Source organism: Micromonospora sp. NPDC050686, assembly GCF_040654475.1.
Classification (GTDB): domain Bacteria; phylum Actinomycetota; class Actinomycetes; order Mycobacteriales; family Micromonosporaceae; genus Micromonospora.
The window spans coordinates 20,036-40,715 of sequence record NZ_JBFAID010000029.1 but is presented as its reverse complement, the minus strand read 5'-3'; the positions used below and the strand labels follow the sequence as shown (position 1 = coordinate 40,715).

The following is a 20,680-nucleotide window of genomic DNA, read 5'->3' as shown; positions in this document are numbered from 1 at the left end:
CACGCCGGCCATGCCAGGCTCGGATGAGCTGACGTGTCAATTGCCGCCTTCGGCGGTCTCTCCACATTCCAGGAATCCTTGAGGGAGTCGACCGTGACAACCAGCCAGACACCGACGACAGGGGATCTCGTCCGCCGCGCCGCAGAGCTGGTTCCGCTGCTGCGGAAGCGGGCGAACTGGATGGAGGAGAACCGCCGGTTGGCGGACGACGTCCTGGAGGCGCTCGCGGACGCGGGTGTGTTCAAGATGCGCGTTCCCGTCCGCTACGGCGGCTACGAATCCGACGTGCGCACGGTCTCCCAGGTGGTCGCGGAACTCGCGCGCGGCGACGGTTCCGCCGCGTGGACCGTGGCCGTGTGGAACATCAGCACCTGGATCGCCGGCATGTTCCCGGACGCCACGCAGGACGAGATCTTCTCCGGCCCGGACGTTCGGGTGTGCGGCATCCTGAGCCCGACCGCCACCGCGGTGCCGGTCGACGGCGGCATCGTCGTCAACGGCAAGTGGGCCTTCAACTCCGGAGCCCAGCAGAGCCACTGGAACACCAACGCGGTGATCCTGCTCAAGCCCGACGGCCAGCCCGAGCCGATCATGACGGCCATCCCGATCAAGGAACTGGAGATCGTCGACGACTGGTACACCTCGGGCCTACGCGGCTCAGGCAGCGTCAGCACGGTCGCCAAGGACGTGTTCGTACCCCGGGAGCGGGTGCTGTCGATGGGCCCGGTGCTGCGCGAGCAGTACTCCTCCGAGCGCAACGCCGACTCCCCGATCTTCCGGGCGCCGTTGCTGCCCACCGCGTGCTCGACGGTCAGCGGCACCGCCCAGGGCCTGGCGAAGGCGGCCATCGAGGCGTTCCACGAGCGGCTGCCCGGCCGGAAGATCTCCTACACCGCCTACGCCGAGCAGCGCGAGGCGCCGCTGACCCACCTGCAGGTCGCCGAGGCCACCGTGAAGTCGGACGAGGCCGAGTTCCACGCCCAGCGCGCGGCGACGCTGGTGGACGTCAAGAGCCTCAACGGCGAGGAGTGGACCACGGAGGAGCGGGCCCGGGTCCGGTTGGACATGGGCGCGGCCTGCCAGCGCGCCAAGGAGGCGGTGGAGGTCCTCAACACCGCCAGCGGCGGGTCGTCGATCTACAGCCACGTCCCGATCCAGCGCATCCTGCGCGACGTGCAGGCCCTCAACCTGCACGGCGTGATGCACCCGAACACGAACTACGAGCTGTACGGCCGCGTCCTGTGCGGCCTGGAGCCCAACACCCACTACCTGTGATCGGCGCGTGAGCGACGCCCACTTCCCGGCAGCCGCCGTCCTCCGACTCTGCAGTGGAGCGACAGAATGCGTTTTCTTCCAGACGACGACCTGACCGTGGCGGTCGTCGGCTTCGGGTACGTCGGTTCGTGCCTGGCCGCCACGCTGGCCGACCGGGGTGTCGACGTCGTGGGCGTCGACACCAACGCCGGCCTGGTCGCCGAGCTCACCGCCGGGCACTGCCGGTACCGTGAGAACGGCCTCGCCGAGTTGCTCGCCCGCGGTCTCGCCGCTGGACGGCTGCGGATCACCACCAACTACGCCGCGATCCGTGCGGCGGACGTCGTGCTCGTGACGGTCGGGACGCCCGTGCTCGAGGACGGCTCGCTGGCCGACGGTCAGCTCCGCGCCGCCTGCACGGAGCTGAGCGGGCACATCCGCCCGGGCCAGCTCATCGTCTTCAAGAGCACCGTGCCGCCGGGCACCACCCGCACGATCGTCCGGCCGATCCTGGAGCGAGCCGGGATGACCGGCTCGGTGGACTTCGGGTTGGCCTTCTCACCGGAGCGCCTCTCCGAGGGCGTCGCGCTGCGGGAGCTCAACACCTTTCCCATCGTGGTGGGCGGCCTCGACCCGGACAGCGCCGCCGCCACCGCCGAGTTCTGGCACCGCACGCTGGGGGTGCGGGCCATCCCCATCGGGTCGTTGGAGGCCGCGGAGATCGTCAAGCTCGCGGACAACTGGTGGATCGACCTCAACATCGCGCTCGCCAACGAACTCGCCAAGTTCTGCGCGGTGCACGACGTGGACGTGCTCGAGGTGATCGACGCGGCCAACACCGTCCCCAAGGGCTCCAGCATGGTCAACATCCTGTTGCCCAGCGTGGGCGTCGGTGGCTCGTGCCTGACCAAGGACCCGTGGATGGTGTGGCGGTCGGCTCGGCAGCGCGGGCTGGAGATCCAGACGGTGCCGACCGGCCGCGAGATCAACGCCGGGATGCCCGATTACACCGCCCAACTCGCCCTGTCGGCCCTGGCCGAGCTCGGCAAGGATCCCGCCTCGGCCACGATCACCGTGCTCGGGCTGGCGTTCAAGAACAACACCGGGGACCTTCGGGCCACCCCGACCCAGGGCGCGATCGCGGCGTTCACCAAGGCGGGCGCCCAGGTCCGCATCTTCGATCCGCTCGTCGACCCCGGCGAGGCGGAGGAGATGTTCGGCCTGCCGCTGTCGCCGTCGCTGGAGGAGGCGGTGCGCGGCGCCGACTGTCTGGCCGTGTTCGCCCTGCACCGGGAGTTCGAGGACCTCGACTTCGCGGCGCTGCCGGTGGCCGCCGACTGCCTGGTGCTCGACGGCCGGGCCTACTACCCGAAGGAGAAGATCCAGGTGCTGCGCGACCTGGGCTACGTCTACCGCGGAATCGGGCGGTAGGCATGAGCCGTGTGCTGGTCACGGGCGGCTGCGGGTTCCTCGGCAGCCACCTCGCCGAACGCCTCGTCGAACGCGGCGACCGCGTCACCATCTTCGACACCGTGCCACCGCCGGCGGACCAGGCGACCGCCCGCGAACACGCCCGGTTCGTCGAGGGTGACATCCGCGACGCCGCCCGCCTCGCCGACGCCGCCGCCGAGCAGGACGTGATCTACCACCTGGCCGCGGTGGTCGGCGTCGATCGCTACCTGACGCGGCCGCTGGACGTGATCGACATCAACTTCTCGGGTACGAGGACGGTGCTGGAGGCCGCCCTGCGGGTGGGCGCCCGGGTGGTGCACGCCAGCACCAGCGAGGTGTTCGGCAAGAACCCCGCCGTACCGTGGCGCGAGAACGACGACCGGGTGCTCGGACCCACCTCCACCGACCGGTGGACGTACTCGTCGAGCAAGGCGCTGATCGAACACCTGGTGTTCGCCTTCGCGCGGCAGCACGGCCTGGCCGCCGCCGTCGTCCGCTACTTCAACGTCTACGGGCCGCGGCAACGCCCGGCCTTCCTGCTCAGCCGGTCGGTGCACCGGGCGCTCAACAACCGCCCCATCACCGTCTACGACCAGGGCCGGCAGACCCGCTGCCCCACCTTCGTCGACGACGCCATCGACGGCACCGTGCTCGCCGGAACCCACCCGGCGGCGGTCGGTGAGGTCTTCAACATCGGCAGCATGGCCGAGACCACCGTGCGCGAGGTCGTCGACCTTGTCGCCAAGCTCGCCGGCGGCGACGGGGTGCAGACCGTCGAGGTCGACACTAAGGTGGCGCTCGGCTCGCACTACGAGGACCTGGCCCGGCGCGTGCCGGACAGCACCAAGGCCCGGACGATGCTCGGCTGGTCCTGCCGTACGGAACTGGCCGACGGGCTGGCCCGGACGATTGAATGGGCTCGGGTCAATCCCTGGTGGCTCGCGCTGCCGGACAGCGGCGCGAGCTGACCGCCCGGACCAGAATTCGTGACGACGTCCTGGAGCCCTCAATGACCGAGCCTGTTGCCGACCCGGCCGCCCTGTTCGACGACGACTACCTCTACTTCTTCGAGGAGCGCCTGGAAGGGGTGAGCGACGCCGACACCGACCGGATCTGGAAGGTACTGGATCTCGCGCCCGGGATGGAGGTGCTCGATCTGGGCTGCGGTCACGGGCGCATCGCCAACCGGCTCGCCGAGCGCGGCTGCCGGGTCACCGGCCTGGACCTGTCCGGCACGTTCCTGGAGCGGGCCCGGGAGGTGGCCGCCGCCCGGGGAGTGACGGTGGAGTATCTCCACGAGGACATGCGGAACATGACCTGGAGCGGCCGATTCGACCGGGTCGTCAACTTCGGCAACGCCTTCGGCTTCTTCGACGACGCCGACGACCAGCAGGTGCTGGCCAAGGTGGCGGAGGCGCTGCGGCCCGGCGGCCGGTTCCTGCTGGAGACGATCAACTACCCCCGATACGTCCGCGACTGGCAGCCGTCCTCGGTGGAGGAACACCACGGGGATCTGGTGGCCGACGTGCACCGGCTGGACCCGCTGACCAACCGCAGCATCGCCACCCGGACCACCATCCGCGACGGCCGGATCCGCCGGGAACCGTCGTCGCACCGGCTGCACACCTACACGGAGCTGCGCGACTGGCTGCGCGGCGCCGGCTTCACCTCGATCGACGGCTTCGGTGAGGACGGCGCGCCGCTGACCGCCGAGCATCGCCGGCTGATGGTGGTGGCCGGGCGCTGACCACCGCCGGAACAACGCACGTCATGAGATGTGGCTGACCGACCTAGCCGGCGACACTACAGCGGGCGGGCGGCCGAACCAATCGGAACGGGCAGGAGCTGGACATGAGGATCCTCGTCACCGGTGGCGCTGGGTTCATCGGGTCGGAGTTCACGCGGGCAACGCTGCGCGACGAACTGCCGGGATCCGAGGGCGCGCAGGTCACCGTGCTGGACAAGCTCACCTACTCCGGCAACCTGGCCAACCTGGCACCGGTCGCCGACAACCCGAGGTACCGGTTCGTGCACGGCGACATCGCCGACCCCGAGCTGGTGGACGAGGTCGTCGCCGGGCACGACCTCATCGTGCACCTCGCCGCGGAGACGCACGTGGACCGCTCGATCCAGAGCGCCCGGGAGTTCGCGCACAGCAACGTGCTGGGCACGGTGACCCTGCTCGAGGCGGCGGTCCGGCACGGTGTCGGACGGTTCCTGTGCGTCTCCTCCGACGAGGTGTACGGCTCCATCCCGGAGGGCTCCTGGGACGAGGACTGCCCGGTGGATCCCAACATGCCGTACGCCGCGGCCAAGGCCGGTTCGGACCTGATGGCGCTCAGCTTCCACCGCACGCACGGGCTGGACGTGGTGGTCACCCGGTGCACGAACAACTACGGGCCCTACCAGTTCCCGGAGAAGATCATTCCGCTCTTCGTGACGAGCCTGATGGAAGGCACGCCACTGCCGCTGTACGGCGACGGTGAGAACCGGCGGGACTGGCTGCACGTCTCCGACCACTGTCGGGGCATCCAGCTCGCGATCACCGCGGGCAGCCCCGGCGGGATCTACCACATCGGTGGCGGCACTGAGCTCAGCAACATCGAGCTCACCGGGCGGCTGCTGGCGGCCTTCGGCGCCGGCTGGGACCGGGTCGAGCGGGTGCCCGACCGCCCGGGGCACGACCGCCGGTACTCGCTGGACATCACCAAGGCCCACAAGGAGCTCGGCTACGAGCCGCGGATCCCCTTCGACGAGGGCCTGGCCGAGACGATCCGCTGGTACCGGGAGAACCGCGACTGGTGGGAGCCGCTGCGCGCGCGGGCCGCCAGCTCGACGACCGCCCGGCTGGCGGTGCCGCAGGGAAAGCGGTGACGCCCGGAAACGGCGCCGCGCCGGAAGCACACACCGTTTAGGGAGGCCCTACCATGCGAGTCCTGTTCGTCGTCTGGCCCGGACCGGCGCATCTGTATCCGGTGATCCCGCTCGCCTGGGCGCTGCAGAGCGCGGGACACGAGGTGCGGATCGGGTCCCATCACGCGATGACCGCGGCCATCACGTCCCAGGGGCTGTCCGCGGTGGCGCTGGGAGACGAGGCGGCGCCGGCCACCGGGCCAGGTAAGGAGTACCCGGAGGCCGAGTGGGAGAAGCTGGAACGGGTCACCGAGACGCTGGCCCTGGACCCGACGCAGAGCGACCCCTGGGAGATCTTCCGCCACTTCCTTCTGCCCGGAGTATGGGACTTCCTGCCACCCGGCGCGGCGCCGCAGGATCCGCGACCCGGGGTCGACGACCTGGTGGCCTTCACCCGCCAGTGGCAACCCGACCTGGTTATCTGGGATCCCTGCTGGCCCGCCGCCGCGGTGGCGGCGGCCGCCTGCGGCGCGGCGCACGCCCGGCTGCTGTACTGCCAGGACTACTTCGGCTGGACGCTCGACCGCTTTGCCGAACACGGCACCCTGCAGCTCGACGACCACCCGCTGGCCGAGGCGGTCCGGCCGGTGGCCGAGCGGTACGGCGTGCAGACGGACAGCGAACTGCTCGTCGGCCAGTGGTCGCTCGACCTGCTGCCGACCGGCTTCAGCCTGCCCACCACGACCCGCAGGGTGCCCGTGCGTTGCGTGTTCACCCCCACCCAGACCGTCGTCCCGCAGTGGCTGTACGAGCCGCCCCAGCGCCCCCGGGTGGCCATCTCCCTGGGCCTGTCCCAGCGCGAGTTCATCGAGGGCGGCTGGGAATACATGCCCCACATCATGGAGGCCGTGGCCGACCTCGACATCGACGTCGTGGCCACCCTCAACTCGGTGCAGCTGGCCGACCTCGACCACCTGCCCGCCAACGTCCGGGCGGTCGACTACCTGCCCCTCAACCAGCTGCTGCCCAGCTGCTCGGCGCTGATCCACCACGGCGGCATCGGCACCTTCGCCGCCGCGGCGAACTACCAGGTCCCCCAGCTCGTCACCGACCTGATCGCACCGGTCCCGATGAAATACCCGGTCGCGACCTCCACCGCCGCGTACGTCTCGGCACGCGGCGCCGGCCTGACCCTCGACATCGAAAGCTCGCCGGACACCATGCGAAAGCAGCTCGCCCTCGTCCTCGGCGAGGCGTCCTTCCAACACGGCGCGAAACGGATCTACGAAGACCTGCTCGCCATGCCCAACCCCGCCGATCTGGTACCCGTGATCGAACGACTCACCGCACAGCACCAGACCCGCTGATGTCGTCGACCTCGCCGTCGCGGGCAGGGCAGCGGCCCGCGACGGCGAGGTCGGTGGCGCGCCATGGGCAGCGCGCCGATCACGGCTTGCGGGTGGGCGTCAACGGCCCACGAGCTGCGGCAATCCCAGAGATGCAGCGGCCGCGCCAGTTCAGAAGCATGGTGTTGCCAGCACGGTGGCGCTCCGACGGCGGACCGCTGATCCGGGGGTCGAGCTTCGCTGGCTGACGTCCGTTGTCGCGTCGTCACCCGCAACGCCGAACGGTGCGGGACCGGGTGATCGACGCCGTTCGTGCAGCGCTGGCCAGGTTCTGGCCCCTACCCAAGCCCCACAGGAGGAGCAATGGAGATCACAGAGTGCCGGATCTGCGGCAACAAGGAGCTGCCGTCGGTGCTGGACCTGGGTTCGCAGGCGATCACCTCGGTATTCCCGCGGACTCGTGAAGAGGTGATCCCCGCGGTTCCCCTCGAACTGGTCAAGTGCTCCGAGCCGGCCGGGTGCGGCCTGGTGCAACTGCGGCACACGACCGACCCCGCGCTCATGTACGGCACCGGCTACGGATACCGCTCCGGGATCGCCAAATTCATGGTCGACCACCTCGGCGGCAAGGTCGACCTGGTCCGGAAGATGGCGAACCCGCGGTCCGGCGACCTCGTGGTGGACATCGGCAGCAACGACGCCACCCTGCTCAACGCCTACCCGGCCGACGGCCCGGAGGCCCCCGAGCTGGTTGGCATCGACCCCAGCGGGGAGAAGTTCCTCGAGTTCTACCCGCGGCGCGCGCAGCTGATCCCGGAACTCTTCTCGCGACAGGCCTTCGCCGATCGGTACGGAACACGCAAGGCGAAGGTCGTCACCTCGCTCGCGATGTTCTACGACCTGGACAGCCCGACGACCTTCATGCAGGACGTCCACGACATCCTCGCCGACGACGGCATCTGGATGATCGAGCAGAGCTACCTGCCGTCGATGCTGGAGACCACCGGCTACGACATCATCTGCCATGAGCATCTCGAGTACTACAGCCTGCGGCAGATCGAGTGGATGGCCGAGCGGGCCGGCCTGGTCGTGGTCAAGGCCGAGATCCTGCCCGTCTGGGGCGGCAGCCTCAACGTGATCCTGGCCAAGCGGTCCGCGCCGTATCAGGTGGACGAGGCGGGGCTGGCCCGCATCCGGGCTCGCGAATCCGAACTCGGGCTCGACACGATGGCGCCCTACCAGGAGTTCGCCGACCGGGTCGGTCGGTACCGGGACCAACTGCGGGACTTCCTCGCCACGTCGCGCAAGGAAGGCAAGCTGACCCTCGGCTACGGTGCGTCGACCAAGGGAAACGTGATCCTGCAGTACTGTGGGCTCACCGAGGAGGACCTGCCGTGCATCGGGGAGATGAACCCGGAGAAGCACGGCACCTTCGCCCCTGGCACGGGAATTCCCATCGTCTCGCAGGAAGCGGCGAAGGCCCGCCGACCCGACCAGCTGCTGGTGCTGCCGTGGATTCACCGGGACGGTTTCGTCGAGCGGGAACGCGACTTCGTGGCCGGCGGTGGCCGGCTCGTCTTCCCCATGCCCCAGCTCAGCTTCGTGGGGTGAGCTGACGGTACGCGCAGGCACGACAGTTCGAGGCGACCGTGCACCGCACGGTCGCCGAACTCGTTGAGCCGTTGCCGGTTCCGGAGCACAGACTGGTCAGGAGGTACGTCATGCCGAAGCGCCCGGTGGACCTGCCGGAAGTCGTCTCGCGGGACGAATGGCGGGCGGCCCGTGAGCGGCTGCTCGCCCAGGAGAAGGAGTTCACCCGGGCCCGGGACGCGCTGAACGCCGAACGGCGCCGGCTGCCGATGGTCCGCATCGACAAGACGTACGTGTTCGCGGGGCCGGCCGGCGCGGCGAACCTGCTCGACCTGTTCGACGGCCGCCGCCAACTCGTCACGTACCACTTCATGTTCGATCCGAGCTGGGACGCCGGCTGCCCGGGCTGCTCCCGGCTGACCGACAACATCGGGCACCTGGCGCACCTGCACGCGCGCGACACCTCCCTGGTGCTGGTGTCGCGCGCGCCGCTGCCCAAGCTGCTGGCCTACCGGGAGCGGATGGGCTGGACGGTGCCGTGGTACTCGTCGCACGGCAGCGACTTCAACTACGACTTCCACGTCTCGTTGGACGAGTCGGTGACCCCGGTCGAGTACAACTTCCGGGACAGGGCGGAGTTGCGGCGGCTCGGCTTCGGCGTCGCCGGCGAGGCGCCCGGGGTGAGCGTCTTCCTGCGCGACGGCGACGACGTCTTCCACACCTACTCGGCGTACGCCCGCGGCACCGACCTGCTCACCGGCACCTCCAACTACCTCGACCTGACCGCCCTCGGCCGGCAGGAGTTCTGGGAGGAGCCGGCCGGGCGCGCCAACTCGCCGGCCGGCGGCTGGTGGCGGCGGCACGACGAGTACTGAACGGCCCGGTCAGCGCTGCTCGAAGACCCAGCGGGTGGAGGTCGGCGCGGCCGAGGTGCTGAGGGCGAACGCCTTCGCCGGGACCACCTCGTACACGTCGTACGGCGGATCGCCGGCCGTCGGCGCCCCGCCCTCGGACTGGAAGGCGCCGTCGTGCACCTTCACCTCCCAGCCGTACTTGTCGGCGTACGCCTGGGCCACGTCCTGCAGCCGGGCGGTGTCGCGGACCAGGACGGCCGCGCCCTCCACCACCACATCCATGCCGTCTCCCTCGGTCGAGATCGACACCTGCGGTCGTCCGGCGATGTTGCGGGCCTTGCGGGTCTGGCTGCCCGCGCTGAAGTGCAGCACGCCGTCCACCCAGACGGCGAGCACGGGCACGAGGTGCGGCCGCCCGTCCGGGCGAACCGTCGCGAGCCAGTAGGTGCTGCCGCCGGCCAGCCGCTCGCCGCCCTGCTCCCACGGGGCGGGCGCGGCATCGTCCTCGCTGATCGTCCGCGCGTCCACCGGCTTCGCGACTGTCATCTGCTGATTCCCTCCATACGACTGGTTACGCCCCGATTTTAGGGCGATACGGCCCGGAGTCACGCCCGGCACACGACGGGCCGCCCGTTTGGCGACGGTGGACGGACCGCCGAGCGCGGACGGACGGCTCCGGTCAGCCCCGGGCCCGGACGAACTCGCGGACGGAGGCGGCCACGTAGTCCATCATCTCCTCGGTGAGTCCCGGGTACACCCCGACGTGGAACGTCTGCTCGACGATGATGTCGCTGTTGGTCAGCTCACCGACCACCCGGTACGGCTGGTCGGCGTAGGCCGGGTGCCGGGTCAGGTTGCCGGCGAACAGCCGCCGCGTGCCGACCTTCCGGTCCTCCAGGAACTCCACCAGCTCCGCCGAGGTGAACGGCGCGTCCGGCGCGACGGTGAGGATGAAGCCGTACCAGCTCGGCTCGCTGTCCGGCGTGGCCTCCGGCAGGATCAGGTGCGGCACCCCGTCGAGGCCCTCGCGCAGCCGGCGCCAGTTGCGCCGCCGGGCCGCGCAGAAGTCGTCCAGCTTGGCGAGCTGGGTCAGGCCCAGCGCCGCGTGCATGTCGGTCGACTTGAGGTTGTACCCGAGATGCGAGTACACGTACTTGTGGTCGTAGCCCGGCGGCAGCATGCCCATCGTCCACTCGAAACGCTTGAGGCAGGTGTTGCTCTCCCCCGGCAGGCACCAGCAGTCCCGGCCCCAGTCCCGCAGCGACTCCACGATCCGGCCGAGCGTCAGGTTGGAGGTGAGGACGCAGCCGCCCTCGCCCATGGTGATGTGGTGCGCCGGGTAGAAGCTGATCGTGGCCAGATCACCGAAGGTGCCGGTCGGGCGGCCCTGGTACGTCGAGCCAGGGCGTCGCAGTTGTCCTCGATGAGGAACAGTCCCCGCTCCTTGGCCAGCGCCGCGATCTCCGCCACCGGGAACGGGTTGCCCACGGTGTGCGCGAGGATGATCGCCTTGGTGCGCGGCCCGATGGCCGCAGCCACCCGTTCGGCGGTCGGGTTGTACGTGCCCAGCTCCACGCCCACGAACACCGGCACCAGGCCATTCTGCAGGATCGGGTTCACCGTGGTGGGGAACGACGCGGCCACCGTGACCACCTCGTCGCCCCGGCGCAGCCGGCGCTCGCCGAGCTGCGGCGAGGTCAGCGCGGTGACCGCGAGCAGGTTGGCCGAGGAGCCGGAGTTCGTCAGGTGCGCCTTGCGCAGCCCGAGCCGCTTGGCTCGGCGTGGCCAGGATGTCCTCGTGCAGCGCGGCGGCGCCCTCGGCGAACGCCGGGTCGTCCAACACCCGCACGAGCTGCTTGCGCATCGCCTCGGCCGACGGGCGCCCGATGTCCAGCCGCAGCCCGGCGCCGCGCTGCACCACGTGCTGCGCGGTCGCCGTCGACTCGATGTGCCTGGCCGCCACCGAGCCCTCGTTGTCGCCGACCACGGCGAGCCCCTGGTCCACGTCCGAGTCGGTGATGAGCTGCGGCACGCCCAGCGCGGCGGCCGTCGCGTAGGTGCCCATCCCGCCGTGGTGCACGAGGGCGACGCAGGTGGGCAGCAGCTGGCTCAGCGGCAGGTAGTCGACCATGCGGACGTTGTCCGGCACCCGGCCCACGTCGTCGAGCTGGGCGGCGTTGAGCGTGGCGACCACCTCGACGTCCAGGTCCGCGACCGCGTCCAGCAGGCTGGGTACGTGCCCCCAGCCGCCCCTCATGTAGGTGCGCTGGGACAGGCCGAGCGACACCGCGACCCGCGGGCGGCCCGGGTCCTCGTACAGCCAGGCCGGCGCAGGGGCCTGCGCCGCGAACGGCACCCAGCGCACCGCGACGGTGCGGGTGTGCGGGGTGGGCAGCCACACCCCCGCGGGCGTCGGGTTGACGGTCCACTGACCGCGCAGCAGCTCGTCGTCCAGCGCCACCAGGTGCCGCTGCGCCACCGGGCCGACCGCCTCGACCAGCGGATGCTCGCCCAGCGTCGCCCCGGCACCGGCCCGCCGGGCGGCGAACTCGTCCAGGCCCCACGTGAAGTAGTCCTGACCCCACAGCAGCCGGGCCTGCGCGGCCCCGGCGGCGCGCGCCGCCACCGCCGCGCCGGGCCAGCACGGGTCCCAGAGGACGAGGTCGGGCCGCCAGTGCCGGGCGAACGCGACCAGATCGTCCACGCCCGGTCGCGGCTGGTCCGGTGACGCCCCGGCCGGATGGAAGTCCCAGATGGCGGGCAGCAAGAACTGGTAGAAGATGTCCCACGGGTCCCGCTGCGCCGGGTCCAACGCAAGCTGGCGGGTCACCTCGTCCAGCCGCGCCCGCTCGGCGGGGTACGGCTTACCGGGCCCCATCGCTGCGCGCCACTCAGCGGCCGGCCTGACCGGCCGACCGCTGAGGGCACCCGTCCGGACCGGTACTACCGGCCGGTGGCGGGCTCGGTGTCCCCGACGGCGGGGCGCTGCGTCGGCGCCGGCGCGGGGCCGTCGGCCTCCGCGGCAGCGCCCCGGGTCTTGCGCAGCAGCACCGCGGAGAGCACTCCGGTCGCCACGGCGAAGCAGGCGCCGACGGTGAGGGCCAGGCCCACCCCGTCGGTGAGCGCCGTCGCGGCGTCGCCGCCCTGCTCGGCCGCCCGCGCGCTGGCCGACGCCGCGAGCGTGCCGACCACCGCGAGCCCCAGTGCGCCACCGATCTGCTGGGTGACGTTGACCAGGCCCGAGGCCAGGCCGGCGCTGTGCAACGGCGCCTCGGCGGTGGCGGCGATCATCAGGGAGATGACGCTGAAGGTGGCGCCCGCCGCGGCGATGGTCAGCGGCGCGATCACGTCGGTGAGGTAGGCGCCGTTCACGTCGGCCTGGGCCAGCCAGAGCATCCCGGCGCCGGAGACCAGACCGCCGACGGCGGCCGGGATGCGGTATCCGATCCGGCTGACCACCTTCGAGACCTGGGTGCCGAGCAGCGCGAAGCACAGCGCCGCCGGCATCTGGGCCAAGCCGGCCTGCACCGGCGAGAACTCCAGTACGTGTTGCAGGTAGAGGGTCAGGAAGAAGAACATCGGCACCATGGCCCCCTGCATGAGCAGGGTGAGCGCGTTGCCGTTGCGCAGCGAGGCGATCCGGAAGATGCCGAGCGAGATCAGCGGCTCGCTGCTGCGCGTCTCGATCACCACGAAGGCGACGAGCAGCGCCGCCGCCACGGCGAACTGGATGAGCGTCGGCGCGGAGGTCCAGCCGCTGCGTTCCGCGTTGATCAACGCGTACACGGCCAGGGTGATGCCGCCGGTGAGGGTGACCGCTCCGGCCAGGTCGAAGGACCCGTGCCCGCCGTCTCTCGCCTCGGGGAGCAGCCGCGGCGCGAGCAGCACGACCGCCAGCACGATCGGGACGTTGACCCAGAACACCGCCTGCCACCCGAACACCTCGGTGAGCACCCCACCGATGATGTAGCCGGCGGCGGCCCCGGCGGCGGCCACCGAGCCCCACACACCCAGCGCCTTGTTCCGCTCCTCCGGTTTGGTGAACAGGGTCATGACCAGCGCGAGCGCCGCCGGGGAGACCGCCGCGGCGCCGATGCCCTGCACCGCCCGGGCGATGATCAGCCACAGCGGCGCGGTGGCGAGCGCACCGATCAGCGACCCCAGCGCGAACAGCGTCAGGCCACCGATGAACATCCGGCGGCGGCCCACGATGTCGCCCATTCGGCCACCGAGCAGCAACAGACCACCGAAGGCGAGGATGTAGGCGTTCGCCACCCAGGGCAGCTGGTCGAGGGTGAACCCGAGGTTCGTCTCCATCGACGGAATGGCGACGATGACGATCGCGGTGTCCAGGATGAGTACGAACTGTGTCGTGGCCAGCAGTGCCAGTGCGAGCCAGCGCCGGTTCGAGTCGAGTGATGTCACCGTGCCTCCGAGGGTGCTGAGTGGGGGCCAAATTTCTGTCCGTTTACCTCGGGACGGTACCGAGATCCGGATCCCCTTTTGTCTTCACGATTGCGGAGCAGGGTGGCGCAATCGGCAAGATGCCCCGGTGCCGGATCGTTGCGACCATATCGCCGTGACCACCTGTCGATGACAGCTCCAGGAGACCGCGTGATGTCGCGACCCAGGACCTTTCCCGAGGCGTTCCAGCGGACCGTTGCGGCGCACCCGGACGACGTCGCGCTGCGCACTCCGGACGACAGCGTCAGCCTGACCTGGCGGCAGTACGGCGACGAGGTGCGCCGGATCGCGGGCGGACTGGCCGCGCTCGGGCTGCGGCGCGGCGACACGTTCGTGGCGATGCTGACCAACCGCCCCGAGTTCAACCTGACCGAGGTCGCGGCCTCCCATCTCGGTGCGGCCACCTACTCCGTCTATCCCACCAGCTCACCCGAGCAGATCAACTATCTGCTCACCCACGCCGACTGCCGAATCGGGGTGTGCGAGAAGCAGTTCGCCGACCGGATCAGGGCCGCCGGGGCACCGCTGGAGCACCTGCTGATCGTCGAGGACGGCGACCTGGAGCGCCTCGCGCCGGCACCGGACTTCGACTTCGAGGCCGCCTGGCGTGCCGTGCAACCCGACGACCTGCTCTGCCTGATCTACACCTCGGGCACGACCGGACCGCCGAAGGGGGTCGAGCACACCCACCGCGGCTGGCTCCGGCTGATCGACGCGGTGGCCACCGTCTGGCCGATGGAGGCGGGTGACACCGCGATCTCCTACCTCCCGTCCAGCCACTCCGGGGACCGCTTCTACCGCCACTACTACCCGGTCGTCCGGGGAGCGCAGGTCACCTGCCTGGCCGACCCCACCCAGCTGCCGGACGTGATCGCCGCGCTGCACCCGACCACCTTCGCGGCCGTGCCACGGACCTGGGAGAAGCTCAAGGCCGCCGTGGAGCGGCAGGTGCGGTCCGACGAACGGACGGCGGCGGCGTTCGACGCCGGCGACCCGGCGGTCCTCGACGCGATCCGCGCCCAGCTCGGGTTCGACCGGCTGAAGTGGGCGCTCACCGGCACCGCGGCGATACCCCGGCACGTCTACGCGTTCTGGCAGCGCCTCGGGCTGCCGCTCGTCGTGGGCTGGGGCATGACGGAATGCGGCCTCGGCACCGCCGCGCCGCCGGCGGAGTCCCAGATCGGCACCATCGGGAAGGTCGCCCCCGGCGCCGAGGCACGCATCGCCGAGGACGGCGAGCTGCTGGTCCGCATGCCGTGGCTGATGCGGGGCTACCGCAAGGACCCGGCGGGGACCGCGGCGGCGGTCGACCCGGAGGGGTGGCTGCGCACCGGCGACCTCGCCACGGTCGACGCCGACGGCACCTTCACCATCATCGGCCGGAAGAAGGAGTTGATCGTCAACTCCGGCGGCAAGAACATGTCGCCGAGCAACATCGAGCACGCCATCACCGCCGGCTCGTCGCTGATCGGACCGGTGCTGGCCTTCGGCGACGACCGGCCGTACAACGTGGCGCTGGTGACCCTCGACCGGGACGCGGCCGCGGCGTACGCCGCCCGGGCCGGCATCGAGACGGACCCGGCCGTGCTGGCCCGGGACGAACGGGTGCTGCGGGAGATCGAAGCCAGCGTCGCCGCGGGCAACCGGCGGCTCTCCCGGATCGAACAGATCAAGAAGCTCACCGTGCTGCCGACCTTCTGGGACCCGGGCGGCGACGAGTTGACCTCGACGATGAAGCTCAAGCGCCAGCCCATCGCGGCGAAGTACGCGGACGAGATCGACGCCCTGTACGCCGATCACGCGCCCGACCGTGCCACCGCGGCCATTCGAGTGATTCGGAGCCAGCCGTGACGACAACCAGCCCCGTCGCGCCGAGCACCGGCGCCGGCGTACCGCCCGGCCTGCTGCGGGACCGAACTCCGGAGGAGACCTGGGAGCGCGTGCGGCCCAAGATGCGCGATCACGGGATCACCCGGGTCGCCGAACTCACCGGCCTCGACACCATCGGCATGCCGGTCTACATGGCCGTGCGGCCGCTCGCGACCACCGTGGGAGTGAGTCAGGGAAAGGGCGCCACCGACCTGCTCGCCCGGATATCGGCGGTCATGGAGGCCATCGAGCTGGGCATCTGCGAGCGGTACTTCACCACTCCCGACGCCTTCGTCGCGACCGCGGCAGAGCTCGACCTGCCGTACACGACCACGGAGGTGACCCCCACCGAGCGGGCCGTCATCTCCGACCTCTTCCCGCTGCGCTGGGTCCCGGCGACCGCCCTGGGCGACGGGGCGCGGACCTACGTCCCGCTCCGCTCGGTCGCCATGGACGGGGTCTGCGACGGCACCTGGCGGCCACCCACCCAGTTCTGCTCCTCCAACGGCCTGGCCAGCGGGAACACGCTGCCCGAGGCCACCATCCACGCGCTGCTGGAGGTGATCGAGCGATACTCGACGGCCGGGATGGCCCACACGCCCATCCGGCAGCGGAGGGTGGTGGAGCTGAGCACCCTGCCCGACTGCTGGAGCCGCGACCTCATCGAGCACCTGCGCGCCACCGGGTTCTGGGTGGAGGTCGTGGACTGCTCGACCGTGCCGGCCGCGCCGGCCTTCGCCGTCTTCCTCTGGCGTTCGGACATGCCGAGCCTGTACGCGGGCGCCGGGAGCCACCTGCTGCCCGAGGTCGCCCTGCAGCGCGCCCTGACCGAGGCGATCCAGAGCCGGATGTCGGTGATCAGCGGCACCCGCGAGGACATCGGAAGCGTGTCCTACCGGGGCGTACGGTATGCCGCCCCACCGCCGGTCGTCGAGCCGAACCACTCCTGGGCCGAGGTCGGCGCCCCGCTGCTGGACGTCGGCCTGCCGAGCGAACAGCTCGTCGCCCTGCTGTCGGATCAGGTGAGCGCGGTGACGGGGCGCGCGGTGCTCCGGGTCGACCTGACCCCGCCGGGCGAGCCGTTCCATGTCTGCAAGGTGGTCGCTCCCGGCCTGCCCGAGGGCCATCACGAGGCCAACGAGGAGCTGCCGCGGCGCCCCGATCCCACCGAGACGGAGCATTCATGACCATCCACGTCTTCGCCGGGCCCTCGCTGTCCCGCTCGCCGGTGCTGGCGCTCGACGGGGTGTGCCCGCACCCGCCGATCGCCCACGGCGACCTCTACCGGCTTCGCCTCTCGGGCGAGGACACCGTCCTCATCGTCGACGGCGTCTACCAGCACACCGCACCGATCCGGCACAAGGAGATCCTCGAGCTGTACGCGGCCGGTGTCCCCGTCTACGGCACGGCGAGCCTCGGCGCCCTGCGCGCCTGCGAGCTGCACGGGCACGGCATGGTCGGGCTGGGCACCGTCTACGCCTGGTACCAGGACGGCCGGGTCATCTCCGACGCCGACGTGGCGCTCACCCACGGGGACGCCGACATCGAGTTCCGGGCCTTCACCCACGCGCTCGTCAGCGTGCTCAGCGTCACCGACCGCCTGGTCGCGGCCGGCCGGCTCGACGCGACCGCCGCTTCGGACGTCGTGGAGCTCGCCCGCGAGGTGCACTTCAGCTCGCGCACCAACGCGGCCCTGCTCGCCGCGGCCGACGAGCGCGGGACGGGCGCGGCGATGCGGCTCGTCGTCGACGAACTGCGCGGCGACCGGCTCGGCGACATCAAGCGCATCGACGCCGAGGCGGCCGTACGGGACCTGCTCGCCGGGGCCGCGCCGGAGCCACCGGCCGGCGACGTGACGGTCCCGCTCACCTCCTACCGGCGGGAGTGGCGGCTGCAGCACACGCCGGCCACCGCCGATCCCGACGGGCCGACCGAGCGCCAGGTGCTCGCGTACGCGCAGCTGTTCCTGCCCGACTTTCCCGACCGGCACACCGCGCACGTGCTCGGCAACCTCCGCCCCGAGTATCCGGAGATCGGCTTCGACGACCTCCCGCCGGCCTGGATGGACGGGCTGTCCCCCGACGAGCTGGTCCGCCGCCGGATCCTGGCCCCCGGTGAGCGGGACACCCTCGACGAGAAGGAGCGCGCCCTGCGGGTGCTCGTGCGCACGTTCCGGCGGCGCTCGGGCCGGCTCGTCTACGAGGAGATCCCGCCCGAGCTGGCCGCCGACCTGCCGGAACTGACCGGCCAGAGTGCCCGGCTGCTGCGGCTGACCGAGCGGGCGATGTGGGTCAACCCGAAGTTCCACCCCGGCGACGTCCCCACCCAGCAGCTCGACGACACCTTCGCCGCGCTGTGGCGCACCGACCACCTGCCCACCGCCGTGCTCGACCGGGGTTTCCGCTCGCTCGGCGAGTTCCGTGAGCAGGCGCGACCGTACTTCATGGCCGCCCGGGCCGTCGTGGCGATGAACGACGCGCCGCGGCCGGCCGACGCGGCCCTATGAGCACGCGCGGTCTCACCCAGGTGGAGGCGGCCCGCCGGGCCGCCCTGCTGTCGGTGCGGCACTACGACCTCGCCGTCGACCTCACCGCCCTGCTCCGCGGGGCCGAGCTGCGCTGCGTGTCCACGGTGACCTTCGGCTGCGCGGAACCGGGTGCGGAGAGCTTCGTGGACTGCGCCGCCGAGGTGGTGGCCGCCACGCTGAACGGCGAGCCGCTGCCGCCGGCCGCGCACGGGCGGATCCCGCTGCCCGGCCTCGCCGCGCACAACGAGCTGCGGGTCGAGACGGTCCAGTCGCGGACCACCGGCGGGGCCGGGGTGCACCGGGCCGTCGACCCGGTCGACGGCGAGGTGTACGTGTGGACCAGCTTCGAGCCGGACGCGGCGCACCAGGTGTGGGCCTGCTTCGACCAACCCGACCTCAAGGCGACGCACGCGTTCACCGTCACCGCGCCGGCCGCCTGGACGGTCACCAGCAACAGCGGGGGTCCCCGGGTGGAGCCGCTCGGTGACGCGCTTCGCTGGACCTTCCCGGCCACGCCGCGGCTGTCGCCGTACAACACGGTGGTGAACGCCGGGCCGCTGCACGAGATCCGCCGCTCGGCCGGCGGGTACGACCTCGGCATCTTCGCCCGCCGTTCACTGGCCGGGGTGCTCGAGCGGGACGCCGACGAGATCTTCACGGTGACCGCCCAGGGCCTGGCCTACTTCGGCGAGGTCTTCGGCATGCCGTTCCCGCAGGCCAAGTACGACCAGGTGTTCATGCCCGAGTTCGGCGGCGCGATGGAGAACTACGGCTGCGTCACCTGGTCGGACGCGTGGCTGCGCCGCTCCCCGCCGACCCCGGCCGAGCGCGAGCGGCTGGCCACCGTGCTGTTGCACGAGATGGCGCACATGTGGTTCGGCAACATCGTGACCATGCGCTGGTGGGACGACCTCTGGTTGAACGAGGCGTTCGCCGAGTTCGCCTGCTACTGGGCGGCGACCTCGGCCACCCGCTACACCGAGGCGTGGGCCGGTCTGCTGGCCGGGGACAAGCTGCGCGCGTACCTGGCCGACCAGAGCCCGGTCTCGCACCCGATCCGCCAGCCGGTACGCGACGTCGCCGAGGCGGCGTCCATCTTCGACGCCATCACCTACCCCAAGGGCGCCGCGGTGCTGCGGCAGCTCGTCACCTACGTCGGGGAGGAGAACTTCGTCGCCGGGATGCGGCGCTACTTCGCCCGGCACGCCTGGGGCAACACCACGTTGCAGGACCTGATCGACGCGCTGGCCGAGGCGTCCGGCCGGGACCTGGACGCGTGGCGGGCCGGCTGGCTCGACACCGCCGGCACCGACCGGCTGACGCTGGAGTCCGGCGCGGGCGGCCTGGTGCTCGCCGGGCGCGGCCCGGACGGCCCGCCACGCCCGCAGGTGCTCGCCGTGGGGGCGTACGTCCGCGGCACCGGCGGGCTGGCCCGCACCGGGCTGGTCGAGGTGGATGTGCGGGGCCCGTACACCCCGGTCGCCCTGCCGGCCGGCGCCGACCTGTACCTGGTCAACGACGAGGACCTGACCTTCGCCGTCACCCGCCCGGCCGGCGGCGTCGAGGCGCTGGTCGCGTCGGCCGGCGAGCTGCCCACCGCGGTGTCCCGCGGTGTCGTGGTGGCCACCGTCTGGGACATGCTGACCACCGGGGAGGCGACGGCGGACGACGCGGTGCGGTGCCTGACGTCGGTGCTCGCCGTCGAGACGTCGGACGCGGTGATCGAGCCCTACCTGCGGCTGGCCGGCAACGCCGCCGAGCTGTGGGCCGGTGACGACCGGCGCGACCGGCTGCTGGCGGCGGTCGCCGCGACCTGCGCCCGGCTGGCCGAGGATCCCGGCCGCCGGGTGGTGGCGCTGCGCGCCCTGGCCCGCGTCGCGGGTGACCTGACCGCGGTCGACCGGCTGCGGGACGCCGCCGGCGACGACGTCGACCTGCACTGGCGGGCCCTGCAACGGCGGGCCGAGCTGGGCGGCGACACCGCGGAGGCGGTGCCGGAGCTGCTCGCCCGCGACCCCGACCCGGACGCCCGGTTCCGGGCCCTCGCGGTACGCGCGGCGGCGCCGGACGCCGAGCAGAAGGCGACCGTCTGGCGGACGCTGGCGGTCGACCGGGCCGTACCGATCGGCTCGCTCACCGCGGTCACCACGGCGTTCTGGCGTCCCGGCCAGGACGCGCTGCTGGCCGGCCACGCCGAGGCGTACCTGAGGCTGCTGCCCGAGCTGGGTCGCGCCGGGATGATCCCGGCGATGGCCTACGCCCAGCGGCTGTTCCCGGTCTTCGCCGGCGGCGCCGACTTCCCGGCCCGGGCCGACGCGGCTGCCGTCGGGACCGCCCCGGTGGTACGCAGGTCGGTGCGGGAACGCGCCGACGAACTGCGCCGGATGCTGCGCTCGCGGCAATCCACAAGATGCAGCGGCACCGCCGCTTGAGAAACATGGTGCTGCGAGCACGGTAGGCCCGAAAGGGGG

General features: G+C 71.6%; 14 protein-coding genes and 2 pseudogenes. 12 read left to right on the top strand and 4 right to left on the bottom strand.

Features of this window, described 5'->3' with window-relative positions:
* Positions 1-93: 93 nt before the first annotated feature.
* The 8 genes from AB0H57_RS19260 to AB0H57_RS19225 all read left to right on the top strand — a co-directional run bounded on the left by AB0H57_RS19260 (position 94) and on the right by AB0H57_RS19225 (position 9,370).
* On the top strand, positions 94-1,275 hold the full coding sequence (locus AB0H57_RS19260) for an acyl-CoA dehydrogenase family protein (RefSeq protein ID WP_357508212.1): 1,182 nt from the start codon (positions 94-96) through the stop codon (positions 1,273-1,275).
* 66 nt (positions 1,276-1,341) lie between these two features.
* Complete coding sequence (locus AB0H57_RS19255; RefSeq protein ID WP_357508210.1) at positions 1,342-2,685, top strand: nucleotide sugar dehydrogenase; 1,344 nt, start codon at positions 1,342-1,344, stop codon at positions 2,683-2,685.
* Between the two features lie 2 nt (positions 2,686-2,687).
* The gene (locus tag AB0H57_RS19250) at positions 2,688-3,674 is read left to right on the top strand and encodes an NAD-dependent epimerase/dehydratase family protein (RefSeq protein ID WP_357508208.1); all 987 of its coding nucleotides are present in this window, start codon (positions 2,688-2,690) and stop codon (positions 3,672-3,674) included.
* A 41-nt stretch (positions 3,675-3,715) separates the two neighbouring features.
* Positions 3,716-4,453 carry a class I SAM-dependent methyltransferase gene (locus tag AB0H57_RS19245; protein ID WP_357508206.1) on the top strand — a complete coding sequence of 246 codons (738 nt, stop codon included), beginning with the start codon at positions 3,716-3,718 and terminating at the stop codon, positions 4,451-4,453.
* A 104-nt stretch (positions 4,454-4,557) separates the two neighbouring features.
* The gene (gene rfbB / locus AB0H57_RS19240; protein WP_357508204.1) at positions 4,558-5,580 is read left to right on the top strand and encodes a dTDP-glucose 4,6-dehydratase; all 1,023 of its coding nucleotides are present in this window, start codon (positions 4,558-4,560) and stop codon (positions 5,578-5,580) included.
* 53 nt (positions 5,581-5,633) lie between these two features.
* Positions 5,634-6,926 carry a nucleotide disphospho-sugar-binding domain-containing protein gene (locus AB0H57_RS19235; RefSeq protein ID WP_357508202.1) on the top strand — a complete coding sequence of 431 codons (1,293 nt, stop codon included), beginning with the start codon at positions 5,634-5,636 and terminating at the stop codon, positions 6,924-6,926.
* A gap of 342 nt (positions 6,927-7,268) precedes the next feature.
* Positions 7,269-8,516, top strand: coding sequence for a class I SAM-dependent methyltransferase (locus AB0H57_RS19230; RefSeq protein WP_357508200.1), 1,248 nt, complete (start codon positions 7,269-7,271; stop codon positions 8,514-8,516).
* Positions 8,517-8,641: 125 nt separating this feature from the next.
* Positions 8,642-9,370, top strand: coding sequence for a DUF899 domain-containing protein (locus AB0H57_RS19225; protein WP_357508268.1), 729 nt, complete (start codon positions 8,642-8,644; stop codon positions 9,368-9,370).
* 9 nt (positions 9,371-9,379) lie between these two features.
* Here the strand turns inward: AB0H57_RS19225 and AB0H57_RS19220 are convergent, their stop codons facing one another.
* From AB0H57_RS19220 to AB0H57_RS19205, 4 genes and pseudogenes are all read right to left on the bottom strand, one after another.
* Entirely contained in the window at positions 9,380-9,895 is a 516-nt protein-coding gene (locus AB0H57_RS19220) for a pyridoxamine 5'-phosphate oxidase family protein (RefSeq protein ID WP_357508198.1), read from the bottom strand.
* A gap of 133 nt (positions 9,896-10,028) precedes the next feature.
* Positions 10,029-11,107, bottom strand: a pseudogene (gene rfbH / locus AB0H57_RS19215) (lipopolysaccharide biosynthesis protein RfbH); the annotation flags it as partial.
* Between the two features lie 247 nt (positions 11,108-11,354).
* Positions 11,355-12,227: pseudogene (locus AB0H57_RS19210) on the bottom strand (nucleotide disphospho-sugar-binding domain-containing protein); the annotation flags it as partial.
* A 65-nt stretch (positions 12,228-12,292) separates the two neighbouring features.
* Positions 12,293-13,774, bottom strand: a complete 1,482-nt coding sequence (locus tag AB0H57_RS19205; RefSeq protein ID WP_357508196.1) for an MFS transporter — start codon at positions 13,772-13,774, stop codon at positions 12,293-12,295.
* Between the two features lie 192 nt (positions 13,775-13,966).
* Here AB0H57_RS19205 and AB0H57_RS19200 point away from each other — a divergent pair, with 192 nt between their 5' ends.
* Genes AB0H57_RS19200 through pepN form a run of 4 tightly spaced genes read left to right on the top strand, consistent with a single transcriptional unit; the run spans position 13,967 to position 20,641 of the window.
* Entirely contained in the window at positions 13,967-15,664 is a 1,698-nt protein-coding gene (locus AB0H57_RS19200; protein ID WP_357508194.1) for a long-chain fatty acid--CoA ligase, read from the top strand.
* Positions 15,661-16,869, top strand: a complete 1,209-nt coding sequence (locus AB0H57_RS19195) for a YcaO-like family protein (protein WP_357508192.1) — start codon at positions 15,661-15,663, stop codon at positions 16,867-16,869. Before AB0H57_RS19200 ends, AB0H57_RS19195 begins: the two co-directional genes overlap by 4 nt.
* Positions 16,866-18,188 (top strand): TfuA-like protein, encoded by a 1,323-nt coding sequence (locus AB0H57_RS19190; RefSeq protein WP_357508190.1) that lies wholly within the window; start codon positions 16,866-16,868, stop codon positions 18,186-18,188. Before AB0H57_RS19195 ends, AB0H57_RS19190 begins: the two co-directional genes overlap by 4 nt.
* On the top strand, positions 18,185-20,641 hold the full coding sequence (pepN, locus tag AB0H57_RS19185) for an aminopeptidase N (protein WP_357508188.1): 2,457 nt from the start codon (positions 18,185-18,187) through the stop codon (positions 20,639-20,641). Before AB0H57_RS19190 ends, pepN begins: the two co-directional genes overlap by 4 nt.
* Positions 20,642-20,680: the final 39 nt, after the last annotated feature.